Annotated in this window: 13 protein-coding genes; 3 read left to right on the top strand and 10 right to left on the bottom strand. The window is 64.4% G+C overall.

Annotated elements, in window-relative coordinates; all coding sequences use genetic code 11:
• Positions 1–12 precede the first annotated feature (12 nt).
• The 5 genes from dop to ARTH_RS10980 form a co-directional block, all read right to left on the bottom strand.
• Positions 13–1,632, bottom strand: a complete 1,620-nt coding sequence (gene dop / locus ARTH_RS11000; protein WP_052309781.1) for a depupylase/deamidase Dop — start codon at positions 1,630–1,632, stop codon at positions 13–15.
• Positions 1,633–1,682: 50 nt separating this feature from the next.
• Positions 1,683–3,464 (bottom strand): proteasome ATPase, encoded by a 1,782-nt coding sequence (gene arc / locus ARTH_RS10995; RefSeq protein WP_043430712.1) that lies wholly within the window; start codon positions 3,462–3,464, stop codon positions 1,683–1,685.
• Between the two features lie 82 nt (positions 3,465–3,546).
• Positions 3,547–4,614 carry a tRNA (adenine-N1)-methyltransferase gene (locus ARTH_RS10990; RefSeq protein ID WP_011692018.1) on the bottom strand — a complete coding sequence of 356 codons (1,068 nt, stop codon included), beginning with the start codon at positions 4,612–4,614 and terminating at the stop codon, positions 3,547–3,549.
• 101 nt (positions 4,615–4,715) lie between these two features.
• Positions 4,716–5,927, bottom strand: coding sequence for a site-2 protease family protein (locus tag ARTH_RS10985; RefSeq protein WP_011692017.1), 1,212 nt, complete (start codon positions 5,925–5,927; stop codon positions 4,716–4,718).
• Positions 5,896–6,645: an HAD family hydrolase gene (locus ARTH_RS10980; RefSeq protein WP_083812691.1), complete on the bottom strand. Its 750-nt coding sequence runs from the start codon at positions 6,643–6,645 to the stop codon at positions 5,896–5,898. The genes ARTH_RS10985 and ARTH_RS10980 overlap by 32 nt, the downstream gene beginning before the upstream one ends.
• A 164-nt stretch (positions 6,646–6,809) precedes the next feature.
• Here ARTH_RS10980 and ARTH_RS10975 point away from each other — a divergent pair, with 164 nt between their 5' ends.
• Complete coding sequence (locus tag ARTH_RS10975; RefSeq protein ID WP_011692015.1) at positions 6,810–7,715, top strand: PAC2 family protein; 906 nt, start codon at positions 6,810–6,812, stop codon at positions 7,713–7,715.
• Between the two features lie 65 nt (positions 7,716–7,780).
• Here ARTH_RS10975 and mshC read toward each other — a convergent pair whose 3' ends face one another.
• Positions 7,781–9,061, bottom strand: coding sequence for a cysteine--1-D-myo-inosityl 2-amino-2-deoxy-alpha-D-glucopyranoside ligase (gene mshC, locus ARTH_RS10970; RefSeq protein ID WP_011692014.1), 1,281 nt, complete (start codon positions 9,059–9,061; stop codon positions 7,781–7,783).
• Positions 9,062–9,076: 15 nt separating this feature from the next.
• Positions 9,077–9,910 (bottom strand): undecaprenyl-diphosphate phosphatase, encoded by an 834-nt coding sequence (locus ARTH_RS10965; protein WP_043429776.1) that lies wholly within the window; start codon positions 9,908–9,910, stop codon positions 9,077–9,079.
• 52 nt (positions 9,911–9,962) lie between these two features.
• Here ARTH_RS10965 and ARTH_RS10960 point away from each other — a divergent pair, with 52 nt between their 5' ends.
• Positions 9,963–10,898, top strand: a complete 936-nt coding sequence (locus ARTH_RS10960) for an aldo/keto reductase (protein WP_011692012.1) — start codon at positions 9,963–9,965, stop codon at positions 10,896–10,898.
• 54 nt (positions 10,899–10,952) lie between these two features.
• On the opposite strand, the gene ARTH_RS10955 is transcribed toward ARTH_RS10960, so the two are convergent.
• Entirely contained in the window at positions 10,953–11,219 is a 267-nt protein-coding gene (locus ARTH_RS10955; RefSeq protein WP_011692011.1) for a hypothetical protein, read from the bottom strand.
• A 39-nt stretch (positions 11,220–11,258) separates the two neighbouring features.
• On the opposite strand from ARTH_RS10955, the gene ARTH_RS10950 reads away from it, so the two are divergent.
• Positions 11,259–11,492 (top strand): DUF5703 family protein, encoded by a 234-nt coding sequence (locus ARTH_RS10950; RefSeq protein WP_011692010.1) that lies wholly within the window; start codon positions 11,259–11,261, stop codon positions 11,490–11,492.
• Positions 11,493–11,496: 4 nt separating this feature from the next.
• Here the strand turns inward: ARTH_RS10950 and ARTH_RS10945 are convergent, their stop codons facing one another.
• Positions 11,497–12,660 carry an acyl-CoA dehydrogenase family protein gene (locus ARTH_RS10945; RefSeq protein WP_011692009.1) on the bottom strand — a complete coding sequence of 388 codons (1,164 nt, stop codon included), beginning with the start codon at positions 12,658–12,660 and terminating at the stop codon, positions 11,497–11,499.
• Positions 12,661–12,704: 44 nt separating this feature from the next.
• Positions 12,705–14,009 carry a M20/M25/M40 family metallo-hydrolase gene (locus ARTH_RS10940; RefSeq protein WP_011692008.1) on the bottom strand — a complete coding sequence of 435 codons (1,305 nt, stop codon included), beginning with the start codon at positions 14,007–14,009 and terminating at the stop codon, positions 12,705–12,707.
• Positions 14,010–14,067 lie beyond the last annotated feature (58 nt).

Below are 14,067 nucleotides of genomic sequence, written 5' to 3'. Positions count from 1 at the left end.
TGGTGGGGTGCTTTATGCCGGTGGCGGAGGCGGAGTTTGTCCGAGTAGTTCTGCCAGGAAAGACCCGGTGTCCTTGTGCCTCGCAAACAGGCCCCCGGTGAGGGCTTCCGTTCCCCTCAAGGGCTCACGGGTGGGTACTCGTTGGAGCCGTCCATGGCCCGGTACATCGAAGATGACCGAGTCCCAGCTTGCACCGACCACGTCTTTGCTGAAGCTGCTGACACAGCGGCCGCGGAAGTATGCGCGCGTGTCCGACGGCGGCTCCGTCATCGCCCGGGCGATGGTTTCGTCGGCGACGATCCGGTCCATCCGGCCCCGTGCAAGCATCCGGTAGTAAAGCCCCTTTTCGGGCCTGACGTCTGCCCACTGAAGGTCCACAAGGCCCAGCCGGGCGTCGTTCCATTGCAGTCCATCCCGCTGACGGTAGCCTTCCAACAAGGAAAGCTTGGCAAGCCACTCCACGGACGAGGCAGCAGCCGTCCGGTCACTGTCGAGATCCGTCAGCGTCGCAGCCCAGCGTTCCAGGAGGGCGTGGGTGTGTCCGTCGCCGTCCACGGAATCACCCACCCCGGTGTCCTGGGCGAGCTTGGCTGCGGCCTCGTGGTACATCCACTGCAGGTCCAAAGCCGTGACGCGGCGGCCATCGAGAAGCCTGAGGGTTGCGGTCAGGGAGGTGTCATGGCTAACGGCCTGGAGGGCCGCGACCGGCTCGTGGACCTCAACGCGGGGGGCAAGTCCGGCCTCGATCAGGCTGAGCACCATGGCCGTGGTGCCGAACTTCAGGTAGTTGGCGGCCTGGCTGAGGTTCGCGTCGCCGATGATCACATGAAGGCGGCGGTATTTGTCCGCCGTGGCATGCGGTTCGTCACGGGTGTTGATGATCGGACGGCGGATGGTCGTCTCCAGACCAACCTCAGCCTCGAAGAAATCCGCCCGCTGGCTGATCTGGTAGCCCGGCCGGGAGCTGTCCTGTCCGAGGCCCACGCGGCCGGCACCGCACATGATCTGACGCGTGATGAAGAACGGCGTGAGCCCCCGGACGATGTCGCCAAAGGGCACCGCCCGCGGCATGAGGTAATTCTCGTGCGAGCCGTAGGACACCGACTTGTTGTCCGTATTGTTCTTGTACAGGTTCACCGGCGGAAGCTGCGGATCGGCGGCCATGCGGCGTACCGCCGAAAGTGCCACCAGGTCTCCTGCAGCGTCCCAGGCAACCGCGTCCAGCGGATTCGTCACCTCCGGGCTGGAATATTCCGGATGCGCGTGGTCCACGTACAGGCGCGCGCCATTGCCCAACACCATGTTCATCAGGAGCGAGCCGGTTTCGTCTTCGCCGTCCTGCTCCAGTTCTTCGCGTCCGTAGGCCAGCGCCACAGCTTCGGCGTCGAGGACCGGGGGCTGGTCCGTCAGCTGGCTTGGGTCGGCCTGGTTGCGTTCGAGGGTCCAGCCCCGGGCGTCATGCAGGGGTTCCTCATCCGTGTAGTCCCACCGTGTTTCCGCCCCGCCTGCAGCGCGCTGGCGGGTCAGCTGGGCATAGGCCTGAATTACCCGGGCGGACATCATCGTGGCGTTGGCGCCCGGCGCCGACGGAGCGTGGATGCCGTATTCGGTTTCCGAACCCATCACCCGCATGGCCCCGCCCGCCGGGAGCGGGGCGCCGGGAACCCCGGCGCTGCGCGGCGTCACAGGTACTGGCCCGTGCTGGGCATTGTCTCGATGGATTTCCCGGGTTCCTGTCCTGCCTTGCCCTGGACGATCGTGCGGATATAGGTGATGCGTTCACCCTTCTTGCCGGAGATCCGCGCCCAGTCATCCGGGTTGGTGGTGTTGGGCATATCCTCATGTTCACGGAATTCATCGACGACGGCGCGCAGCAGGTGGTCGATGCGAAGACCCTTTTGCTGTGTGGTCAGAAGGTCCTTAATGGCGTACTTCTTGGCACGGTCAACCACGTTCTGCACCACGGCGCCGGAGTTGAAGTCCTTGAAGTACAGCATCTCGGTATCGCCGTTGGCGTACGTCACTTCGAGGTACTCGTTGGATTTCTCGGTGGAGTACATTGCCTCAACGGTGCGCTGGATCATGGCGTCGACGGTCGCCTGGACGTCGCCGCTGTGTTCGGCGAGGTCGGACTCGTGGAACGGAAGGTCCGTGGTGATGTACTTGTAGAAGATATCGGCGGCGGCTTCTGCATCCGGCCGCTGGATCTTGACCTTGACGTCCAGCCGGCCCGGGCGCAGGATGGCCGGGTCGATCATGTCCTCACGGTTGGACGCGCCGATGACAATCACGTTGTCCAGGCGTTCGACGCCGTCGATCTCGCTCAGGAGCTGAGGGACGATGGTCGTTTCCACGTCCGAGGAGATGCCGGTGCCGCGGGTGCGGAACAACGAATCCATCTCGTCGAAGAACACAACAACCGGGCTGCCGTCCGAGGCCTTTTCCCGTGCACGCGAGAAGATCAGGCGGATGTGCCGCTCGGTCTCGCCGACGTACTTGTCCAGGAGCTCCGGGCCCTTGATATTAAGGAAGTAGCTCTTCAGGTCCACGTTCCCGGTGCGCTCGGCGGCCCGGGCAGCAAGCGAATTGGCCACAGCCTTGGCGATCAGCGTCTTGCCGCATCCCGGCGGGCCGTAAAGGAGGATCCCCTTGGGGGCCTTCAGGCCGTGTTCGCGGTAGAGGTCCGGGTGCAGGAACGGCAGCTCGACGGCATCCCGGATCTGTTCGATCTGCGGGCCCAGGCCGCCGATGTCCTCATACGTGATGTCCGGGACCTCTTCGAGCACAAGGTTCTCCACCTCCGAGCGCGGAACCTTCTCGAGGGCATACCCCGTCCGCGAGTCGATGGAGAGGGCGTCGCCCACGCGGAGCTTCTCCGACATCAGCGCCCCGGAAAGGCGGATGACCCGTTCCTCGTCAGCGCGTCCCACGACCAAGGCTCGGTCGGTCCCCAGCATCTCCTTGAGCGTGACAAGTTCCCCGGCGCGTTCGTAGCCGAGGCCCGCCACCACCAGCAGTGCTTCGTTGAGGAGGACTTCCTGCCCCACGGCAAGCTGATTCATGTTTACCAGCGGGCTCACGCCGACGCGCATTTTGCGGCCGGCGTTGAAGATGTCCACCGATTCTTCAGTGGCCGCCTGCCCGCTGTTGCCGGCTGTGGGCTGCCGCTTGGGGTTCAGCTGCAGAATGGTCCCAAAGCTGTAGGGCGGCTGGCCTTCCTGGTCCAGGGCGTTCTTGAGGCGCAGGATTTCCGCTTTCGCGGTTTCCAGCATGCCCACCAGTTTTGAGTTGTTCTGCGTCGCGGCGGCAAGCTGGCGGTCTATGTGCCGCAGCTTGTCCCGGAGGATGTTCACCTGACGGTCCGCAACTGAGAGTTCGTTGGCTACGTAGCGGGCACTCTCAGGGTCCGGTGCCCCTGCGGCCTCGTCCGGTGTCCGTGAGGAGTCGTTGTTCGGAGTCTCCATCATGCATCAGCCCCTTCCTGCGCTTCTATTAAGACCTTAGCCCCAAGAAGCCGGGTACTGCTGGAGACATCCGAAATACGGACTAGTTCGTGACCTCCGGGTCGTCCTTGACGTGGGTTCCGGCGATGGCATCTCGTGCAGCGCGGCGGAGTTTCTTGTCGGAGACGAGCCGCTCTCCTACAGCGCCGGGAGTCCAGGCGTTGACGTCGTCCTCGTTGAAGTCCGTCTTGGACGGCCGGCGTTTTACCGAGATGCCGGTGACGCCGTCCGCGAGCCTGCGGGTGACCAGCAGGAATCCAGTGTGGGCCACCATGCGGTGGTCCGGCCTCACGGCAAGGCCCTCCAGGTGCCAGCCGCGGACCATGGATTCCCAGGCGTCGGGCTCAGTGAAGCGGCCATCGGCCCGGATTGCTTCCGCCGTCCTGGACAGCTGGGTCACGGTGGCAACGTAGTTGATCCACACGCCGCCCGGGGCGAGAACCGTGGCGACGGCGTCAAGGCATTCCCAGGGTGCCAGCATGTCCAGCACCACGCGGTCCACGGATCCGGGTGCTTCGCTGCGGACCACTTCCTCCTGGAAGTCCCCGAGGGAAATCTTCCACGCGGGGTGCGGTCCGCCGAAGATTGTTTCCACGTTGCCGCGGGCAATGTCCGCGAATTCCTCGCGCCGTTCGAAGGAGTGCAGATAGCCGTTGTCGCCGACTGCCCGCAGCAGCGAAATCGACAACGCACCTGACCCCACACCGGCTTCCACCACACGGGCGCCGGGGAAGATGTCCGCCATGGTGACGATCTGGCCGGCGTCCTTGGGGTAGACCACGGCAGCCCCGCGGGGCATGGAGAGTACGAAGTCCGAGAGCAGCGGACGGAGCGTCTGGTACTGCTGCCCCACGTTGTTGGTCACGACGGATCCATCGGCCTGGCCAATGATTTCATCATGGTTAAGGAAGCCCCGGTGGGTGTGGAACGCTCCCCCGGCCTCCAGTGTGATGGTGTTCATCCGGCCGCGCTCGTCAGTCAGCTGCACACGCTCGCCTTCGCGGAACGGACCCCGGCGGCGGGCGGCACCCACGGGTACTACCCCGGTGGTACCGGCGGCGTCTGCGGTGTCGTCCCGCGTGATGTTGTTGGCGGCAGTTTCGCTGCTCATGGAATATTCCTCGCTTTTGTAAACCTGGGTGGCCACGCATCAGTACGGCCGGGCACCAGTTGCGGGCCCGAGCAGCGGTATTTCACGACCGGCAGGTAACTCTACCGGTTCTGCGCCTTGGCGCGCCCGCCGCGGCGCATTTCTTTGCCTGTAATGGCGGTCACCACGGCCTGCTGGCGGAGCAGACCGGTCACCTTTCCGTGGTGGTCCACCACGGCATACTCGTGGCCCTCAAGCTGAGCAAGGTACTGCACCAGCTCCTGGCCCTGGGACCATTCGGGCACGTAGGCGCCGGCGCTGAGGGCGTGCGCCACTGCGGTGGCGGGGGTTGTTGCTGCGGCACCTGCGGGAACGGAGGCGGCGGCGACATCGGAGACTATTCCGGCCGGACGTCCGTCCGATCCGCAGAGAACGATGGCAGGGGTGCCTTGCGGAGCAAGCCGCAGAACGTCGGCCACGGTGGAGGATTCGGGTATTCCGACCGCTGGTTCCGCGAGGGCCGCTGCGTTGACAAGGTGCAGCCGGCTGCGAAGCCTTCCGTGCTGGATGGAGGCCGACGCCCCCATCCACAGGAAGCTGCCCACCAGCACGGTGATGAGCATCAGTGAAACGTCGGGGCGGTCGCCGCGCGCCAGCGGAAGCAGGACGAACCAGACCGCTAGGGCAATGACAATGATGCGCCCTGCCCAGCCGGCGGCCACGGTGCCTTTTTCCTGGCTTCCGGTGGCTTTCCAGACAGCGGACTCAACGAGGCGGCCGCCGTCGAGCGGCAGCCCGGGAAGGACGTTGAAGATGCCGATGAGCAGGTTCGCCCAGACAAAGATGTTGGACAGGATTCCCGCCACGCCGGAGGGATCCGTTGCCAGGATGAACAGCCAGCCGGCACCGGCCAGTGCCAGGTTCGCAGCAGGCCCGGCCATCGCCACCAGCACCGAGCGTCCGGGCGTTGCGGTGAAGCCCTCGAACTGCGTGTGGCCGCCCCAGAGGTTGAGCACGATTTTCTCGGTGGGCCAGTGGAAGATCTTGGCCGTCAGGGCGTGGGCGAGCTCGTGGACAAGTACTGAGAGGAGCAGGAGCAGGGCATAAGCGAAGGCCACGTAGTAGGCCGTGATTCCCATGTCCGGGTACTGCCCCTCCAGCACCGGTCCGTACACAATCACGGTGAACGCAGCAATGATGAACCACGAATACGCCAGGACTACCCTGATACCCGCGATGCGGCCCAGCGATATGCCTTCCCTGCGGCCATTGGCAACCTTCGGGTCGCTGCCGCCCGCCGGGTCAGTCAAGGCCGTGGCTCCGGAATGCTGCATCTTCCAGGCCGATGTCCCCTACAGCGAATTCGCTGCGCCGGGCCACCAACTGCTGCAGGTCGGCCACGGTGCGGCCTTCGAGGGAGTGCCAGGTGGCCCGGGCCGGATCGTCCGGTAGCGGAACGATGTGCGGGATCGCCACGGTCGCCACTCCTGCGGCCATGGCGGCAGCAACGCCGGGCGCCGAATCTTCGAGCGCAACGCAGTCGGCGATAGTCAGTGCGGAATCTCCTTGCTGGAGCAGTTCGACTGCTTTGAGGTAGGCCTCCGGGTGGGGCTTTCCGTTGGTGACGGTGTCGCCGGTGACCAGGAACTCGAAGTAGGGCTTCGGCAGTGCCGCGACGACCTCACGTGCAAGCGGCCCTTCGGACATGGTCACGAGGGCGCATCGGATGCCTGCCTCATGGAGCTGGTCCAGCAGTTCACGCGCCCCCGGGCGCCAGGGAACGGACTTGCGGACTTTGCTGACGACCCGGGCCGTCAGTGAGTCGATAATCTCCCGGGCCTCAAGCTTGACTCCGGCCTTTTGGAGAACCCCTGCCGAGAAGACCAGGGATTGTCCCACCAGCTGCATGGCCTGCGCGTGGGACCACTGTCCGCCGTGGGCGGCAACGAGCGCATGCTCAGCTTCGATCCAGTACGGTTCAGTGTCGACGATAGTGCCATCCATGTCCCATAAAGCGGCTTTGAGAAGTGGCTGGGAGGCTGAGGATCGCATAGCTCCAAGTCTACGGTGCGCCCCTCGGGAGGCGGCGTGCACTACGCCCTCGGCGAATATCAGGCGGCGGGATGTTGTGTTGCAGCGGTGCGGCTGCGGCCTGCGCAAGATTTGTGGCGCTTCATTCCATGCACCCGGCGGGGTCTTGGACGTAGGGTGAAGAAATGAATAGCTTCGACGGAGACACCAGCGAACCGGGTGCCACGCCCGAGCCGGAGCGGCTGCTGCAGCCCGTGCCAGAAGGCCAGCGCATCACGGTGATGCTCGCCGCCTTTGAAGGCTGGAATGATGCCGGCGAAGCGGCGAGCGACGCTTTGCGTTACCTGAACAAACTATGGGGCGGCAAAAAGGTGGCATCGATTGATGCCGACGAGTACTACGACTTCCAGTTCACACGACCAACCATCCGCCGGACGTCCTCCGGGGAACGCAAAATCAAATGGCCGTCCACGCGGATTTACAAAGCCAGCGCCCCGGACGCGAATGTCGATGTGATCTTCGTCCAGGGCACGGAGCCGTCCTATAAGTGGAGGGCCTATACCGCTGAACTGCTGGTCCATGCCGAGGCCCTGCACGTGGACTACGTCATCCTGGTGGGCGCCCTGCTCGCGGATGTTCCCCACAGCCGTCCCATCCCGGTGAGCACGTCCACTGACGATAGCGCCCTCCGGGAGCGCATGAACCTTGAGGCCTCGCAGTACGAGGGACCGGTGGGGATTGTCGGCGTACTTTCGGAAGTGGCGCTGCTGGCCGGCCTGCCTACAGTGTCCCTCTGGGCGGCCGTTCCGCACTATGTCGCGCAGGCCCCCTCCCCCAAGGCCCAGCTCGCCCTTCTTCATAAGATTGAAGAGTTGCTCCAGGTGCCGCTTGACACGCACGAACTGGCGGAAGAAGCAGACGCCTGGGAACGCGGTGTGGATGAGCTTGCCACCGAGGACCCGGAAATTGCAGCGTACGTGCGGCAGTTGGAGGAAGCCAAGGACACCGCTGACCTTCCGGAGGCCAGCGGCGAGTCCATTGCGCGCGAATTCGAGCGCTACCTCAAACGCCGCGGCAAGGACAAGCAGTAGGGCGCAGTTTTAAACAGGGAGCGGTCCCCGGCGAATTTCGCCGGGGACCGCTCCCTGTTGCAACGTTAGAGTTCGACGCCGAGCAGGGCATTGACGGCGTCACTGACCAGCGCCTGGTCCATCGGCGAGCCGGCCCCTGCCTGCTGCTTTGCGGCGACGGCCCAGCGGTCCACGGCAGCGAGGGCGCCCGGGGCGTTCAGGTCGTTGGCCAGTTCGCTCCGCATCTCGGCGATAAGTGTGGCGGCTGACTCCCCCGGAGCCATAGTGAGGGCGTCCCGCCACTCGGCAAGCCTTGTCTTTGCTTGCGCGAAGCCTGCCTCTGTCCAGGACCAGTCCGTGCGGTAATGGTGGGCGAGGATTGCCAGGCGGATGGCCGCGGGTTCCTCGCCGGCAGCCCGGAGTTTGGACACGAGCACCAGGTTTCCCTTGGATTTGCTCATCTTTTCGCCGTCGAGGCCCACCATCCCGGCGTGGGCGAAATGCCGTGCCAGGGGAACGCCGGTCAGCGAGTATGCGTGTCCCGCGCCCATCTCGTGGTGCGGGAAGATGAGGTCGGATCCTCCGCCTTGAACCGTGAAGGGTGCCGGCAGGTACTTCTGTGCAATGACCGTGCACTCAATGTGCCAGCCTGGCCGGCCTGAACCCAGTTCGCCGCCCGCCCAGCTGGGTTCGCCGTCGCGGGCCACGCGCCAAAGCAGCGGATCCAGGGCCTGCCGCTTGCCACGGCGGCCCGGGTCGCCACCGCGTTCGGCGAAGAGTTCCAGCATCTCGGTTTCGGAGAGCCCGGACACTGATCCCAGGGTCCAGGCGTCCTTGGCCTCCGCGGAGTGCTTGCTGGCGGCCTCGACGTCGTAGTAGACGTCGCCGTCCGGCTCACCGGGAGTGCCGGTAACGCGGTATGCAAGGCCGAGGTGCAGGAGGCGTTCAATGGCGGGAACGATTTCCGGGATGGATTCGACCGCACCGACGTAGTGGTCCGGTGCCAGGACGTTAAGGGCAGCCATGTCGGTCTGGAAGAGTTCGATCTGGCTTGCGGCAAGGTCGCGCCAGTCAACGCCTGTTGCCGTGGCCCGCTCGAGAAGGGGGTCGTCGACGTCGGTGACGTTCTGGACATAGGCAACGCGCTGGCCGCCGTCCCGCCACGCCCGGTTCAGCAGGTCAAAAGCGACATAGCTGGCCGCGTGCCCCATATGGGTTGCGTCATACGGGGTGATTCCGCAGACATATAGTGATTGTTCACCCGTGGCGTCGAGGGTGCTGTAAGCCCCCACGGCGGTGTCGAAAATCCGAACGGCGGGCATGCGGCCCGGGAGCTGAGGGACAGGGCGGGAGATCCAGGATTTCACAGGCCAAGCCTAGTGCTAGGCGCTGATGACATTGAAACCGAGCAGCAAGTACAGCGCCAGCCCAAGGAAAATCCGGTACCAGACGAAGAGCCGGTAGCTGCGGGTGGAGACAAACTTCAGGAACCAGCCGATGATGACGTAGCCAACAACGAAGGCGATCAGAGTGGCCAGCGCCGTTTCCGGCAAGCCGTAGGGCCCCGTGATGCCGTCCTTGGACATCACCTTGTACAGCTGGTACAGCCCGCTGCCGAACACGGCCGGAATGGCCAGCAGGAACGAATACCGGGCTGCGGCTTCACGGGTGTACCCCATCAGCAGGCCGGCCGTGATGGTTCCACCTGACCGCGACACGCCGGGGATGAGGGCCATGGCCTGGGCGAACCCGTAAAAGATGCCGTGCTTGTAGGTCAACCTCGTCAGCTCGCGCTCCTGGCGGCCCACCGCATCTGCCACGGCGAGGATCAGGCCGAAGACTATGAGCATGGTGGCTACGATCCAGAGGCTGCGAAGGACGGATTCAATCTGGTCCTGGAAGATCAGGCCGAGGACGATGATGGGGAGGCTCCCCAGAATCACGAGCCAGCCCATTCGGGCATCCGGGTCGTCCGTCGGCACGCGCCGCGTCAACGTGCCGGCCCAGGCCTTGACGATCCTGACAATGTCCCGCCAGAAGTAAACGATTACCGCTGTCTCGGTTCCGAGCTGGGTGATGGCTGTAAAGGCCGCGCCCGGATCCGCTGCATTTGGCAGGAATGATCCGACGATGCGCAGGTGGGCGCTAGAGGAAATCGGGAGGAATTCGGTCAGCCCTTGGACAAGACCCAGCAGGGCCGCTTCAAACCAGTTCACGTTTATAGACCCTACGTCATGAAGCATGGTGAATCCCCGTAAGCTAACTGCTATGCAGCAGCGTTATGTCGGCAACAGTGGGTTGCGCGTGTCCTCACTCTCCCTTGGAACGATGTCGTGGGCACGGGAGACGGATGAGCAGGATGCCTCCGAACTGCTGAGGTCGTTCGTTGACGCCGGCGGGACGTTGATAGACACCGCTGCCTCCTACGCCGATGGCCAGGCGGAGGCCCTCCTGGGGTCCCTGCTGGGTGACGTCGTCTCCCGCTCGGAAGTGGTGATTTCCACCAAGGCAGGAATTTCGACGTCGGACGGCCGGCGCAGCGTCGATACTTCACGTAACGGCATGCTCTCCGGACTTGATGCCAGCCTTGCCCGGCTCGGCACCGACTATGTCGACGTCTGGTTTGCGCAGGCCTGGGATGCGAATGTCCCCCTGGAGGAGACGTTGTCAGCCCTGGAGTTCGCGGTACGCACGGGACGCGCCCGCTATGCGGGAGTGTCGAATTTCACAGGGTGGCAGGCGGCCAAGGCCGCCGCCGTGGCCGGCTTCCCGCTCGTGGCGAGCCAGACGGAATACTCGTTGCTGCAGCGGAAGCCTGAATCAGAGCTCATCCCGGCCATCGAGGACGCGGGCCTGGGACTGTTTGCCTGGGCGCCCCTGGGCCGCGGAGTGCTCACCGGGAAGTACCGCGGGCACATCCCGGCGGATTCCCGGGCGGCACAGAAGCGCCTGGCCGGCTACGTGGAGCCCTACCTGGAGGAGCCGGCGTCCAGGATCGTGGAGGCGGTTGCGATGGCCGCGCGGGGACTGGGCCGGTCATCAATCGATGTTGCCCTGAGCTGGCTGCTGTCGCAGCACGGAGTGGCGACCGCGATCGTGGGGGCCAGGTCTCCCGTGCAGCTCAAGGAGATCCTGGATTCGCAGCTGACACACGTGCCTGCGGAAATCGCGCGGGCGCTGGAAGACGTTTCCGCGGTGGACTGAAGTTACGGAGGAATCAGGCTGTCGGGCCCCTGAATCGTGGCACCCGGAACCTGACTAATCGTCGACGATCTCCAAGTCTTCGTCGTCCTCGGCTTCTTCTTCTTCGTCTTCGTCGTCCACGTCGTCGATGACTTCAAGCGGGGTGACCTCGCCGTAGGCCTCATAAAGGGAATCGTCGTAGACTTCGAAAGCATCAGCAACGGCAAAGAACGCCGCTTCGACGGTTGGGTCTCCTTCGCCCCGCCGTGCGGAGGCTGCGATCAGGTGTTCTTCCAGGGCTGTGGTCAGGGACTGAAGCGCGACACGCGGATCGATGCTCATGACTTCACGTTAGCCGGAAAAGGACGAAAATGGAGAGCAATGAAAGAACATTTTCTGAGCAGTTCAGTCCAGCGGGAGCGGGACTACGCGAGGCAGTACGAGTATCTGGTACTGACGGTCGGCCCTGAGGATTCCCTTCCGGAAGCGCGTCGGCGCCTTGTTGAGCATTCCGAATACGGCAAGTGGGAACTGGAACGCAGCCGGCTTTACGTAGGCGGAGGCAGGCGCTTCTGGTTGCGCCGCAAAGTCATCCAGGTGCAGCGCACGGTCTAGCCTGCTAGTGGGTGTCCAGCGGTCCCAGCCAGGCATTGGCCACGGTGTTGTGCGCGGACTCGTCATCCGAGGGGTGGAACATCCCGGCGAGCACGTCCCGGTACAACCGCTCCAGTTCGGATCCCCGAAAGTAGCTGGAACCCCCTGAGACCCGGATAGCCAGGTCCACAACCGTACGCGCGGTCTCCGTGGCCCTGACCTTGAGGCCCACCAGCCGTGGGAACCACTGGCCGCCGTGGTCCACCAGGCCATCAACGTCACGCGAGAGCTCTGCCAGCTGGGGATACAAGGCATCCATTGCCATGGCGGCTTCGGCCACCTTCCACCGGATATCCGGGTCCTGGGCGTAACTGCGTCCATCGTTCTTGAAGGATGTCCGGCGTTTGACGGCCTCGACGCCCAGGGCCAGCGCCCGCTCGCCGAGCCCGGTGTAAACGGCAGCCAACAAGGTCTCGAAACATGCGAAGATCGCGAAGATCATCGGGTCCGTGTTTGGGCCCACCGGCAGTTTTCGGAAGATCCGGTCCGCTGGCACCAGGGCACCGTCCAGGACCGTGGTGTTTGACTGGCTCGCACGCATGCCCAGGGTGTCCCAGTCTTCCAGGATGTCGTAGCCGGCGGACTCCCTGCCGAGGAAGCCGTGCACCAGCTCCCCCTCGCCGTCCCTGGCTGAACCGTCCTTGCCGAAGATGCCGAGCCTTGTCCAGGCCGGGGACAGGCTGGTGAAGATTTTCCGCCCGGTGAAGCTGTAGCTCCCGTCCGCCTGCGGGGCTGCGACGGTCCGGGAATCGAACAGCACCGAATCGTTGCCGGCTTCAGAGTTCCCGAAGGCGAAGATCTCCCCCTCCGCCGCCTCCCGGAGGACAAAGTCCAGGGAGGAATCGCCGCGGGCGGCGAGGACATGTGCGACGCCGGTCCATACCAAATGCATGTTGATCGCCAACGCGGTGGCCGGGGCCGCCGTCGCCAGCCTCCTTTGCAGCTGGGCTGCCGCGGCGAGGCCGAGGCCCAGGCCGCCGTCGGACGCCGGCACAAAGATCTTGAGGTAGCCGGCAGCGGCGAGTTCTTCCAGGTCCTCAGTGAAGAACCCGTTCTCCCGGTCATAGCGGGCGGCACGGCCGCGGATACGGTCCAGCAGGGGGTCGGTGAGGATCTGTTCCGGTGTCATGACCTGGCTTTCGTGGCTGCTGTGGCTTTCGGCTGCGGAGGGACTCAGTAGTTGGTCAGGAGCCTGTCCAGAACCCTGGCCCCGAACTTGAGGGAATCCGCGGGCACCCGCTCGTCCACACCGTGGAACATGCCGGTGAAATCAAGTTCATCCGGGAGCTGCAGCGGGGCGAAGCCGTATCCGGTGATGCCCAGCCGGCTCAGGGACTTGTTGTCCGTGCCGCCTGACAGAGTATAGGGAAGTACCTTGGCGCCGGGGTCCTCGGAGTGCAGGGCGTCGATCATGGAATCCACCAGGTTCCCGGCAAACGGCACCTCAAGCGACACGTCGTTGTGGACATAGGAAACGTCGACGCCGGTACCTGCGAGCTCCTTGACGATCTCCAGTACCTGCTGCTCCTGGCCCGGAAGTGTGCGGCAATCCACCAGAGCCTCAGCCGACTCGGGAATGACGTTGTGCTTGTAGCCGCCTTTGAGGAGGGTGGGGTTGGTGGTGTTCTGAAGCGTGGCTCCCACGAACCGTGCAACGGTTCCGAGCTCTTTGAGGAGCTTTTCCGGATCGTCAGGATCGAATTCCACCCCCGTGAGTTCCGTCACGCCGTCAAGGAACTGCCTGGTGGTGGGTGTCAGTTCAACGGGCCACTGGTACTCGCCAATGCGGGACACTGCGCTGGCGAGGCGCGTCACGGCATTGTCGGTGTTGATCTGCGAGCCGTGGCCCGCGCGGCCGTGGGCCACCAGCCGCAGCCACGACAGCCCCTTCTCTGCGGTCTGCAGGAGGTAGGTCCGTTGTCCGCCAATGGTGGCGGAGAAGCCGCCGACTTCCGAAATGGCCTCTGTGGCGCCGTCGAAGAGTTCGCGCCGGTTTTCGACTGCGTACCGGGCTCCGTAGGTGCCGCCCGCCTCCTCGTCGGCGAAAAACGCAAAGATCAGGTCCCGCTTGGGCTTGCGCCCGGTCCGGGCAAAGTTCCGCATGACAGCGAGGATCATGGCGTCCATGTCCTTCATGTCCACGGCTCCGCGGCCCCAGATCAGGCCGTCCTTGAGTTCGGCTCCGAAGGGATCGACTGACCACTGATCCCGGAGGGCAGGCACGACGTCGAGATGCCCGTGGACCACCAGGGCGCTGGCGGAGGGGTCCTCCCCCGCAATCCGGGTGACCACGTTGGCCCGGCCCGGCGCCGATTCGAAAATCTCTGCGTCCAGCCCCACTTCGGTGATGAGGCCGGCGGTGTATTCCGCAGCCGCGCGCTCCCCGGGACCTGTTCCGTCGCCGTAGTTCGAAGTGTCTATCCGGATCAGTTCCTGGCAGATCCTGACAACTTCATCCTCGGGGCGTACTTCAGTCATGTTTCACTCCTCGTGGGGGCCGCGCGATTGTTGGTTTCAGCCTACCCACAAGCCCCCT

Origin of the sequence: Arthrobacter sp. FB24, from assembly GCF_000196235.1 — a bacterium.
Taxonomy (GTDB): Bacteria; Actinomycetota; Actinomycetes; order Actinomycetales; family Micrococcaceae; genus Arthrobacter.
The sequence above is the reverse complement of the archived record's forward strand: the minus strand, read 5'-3'. Positions and strand labels throughout refer to the sequence as shown.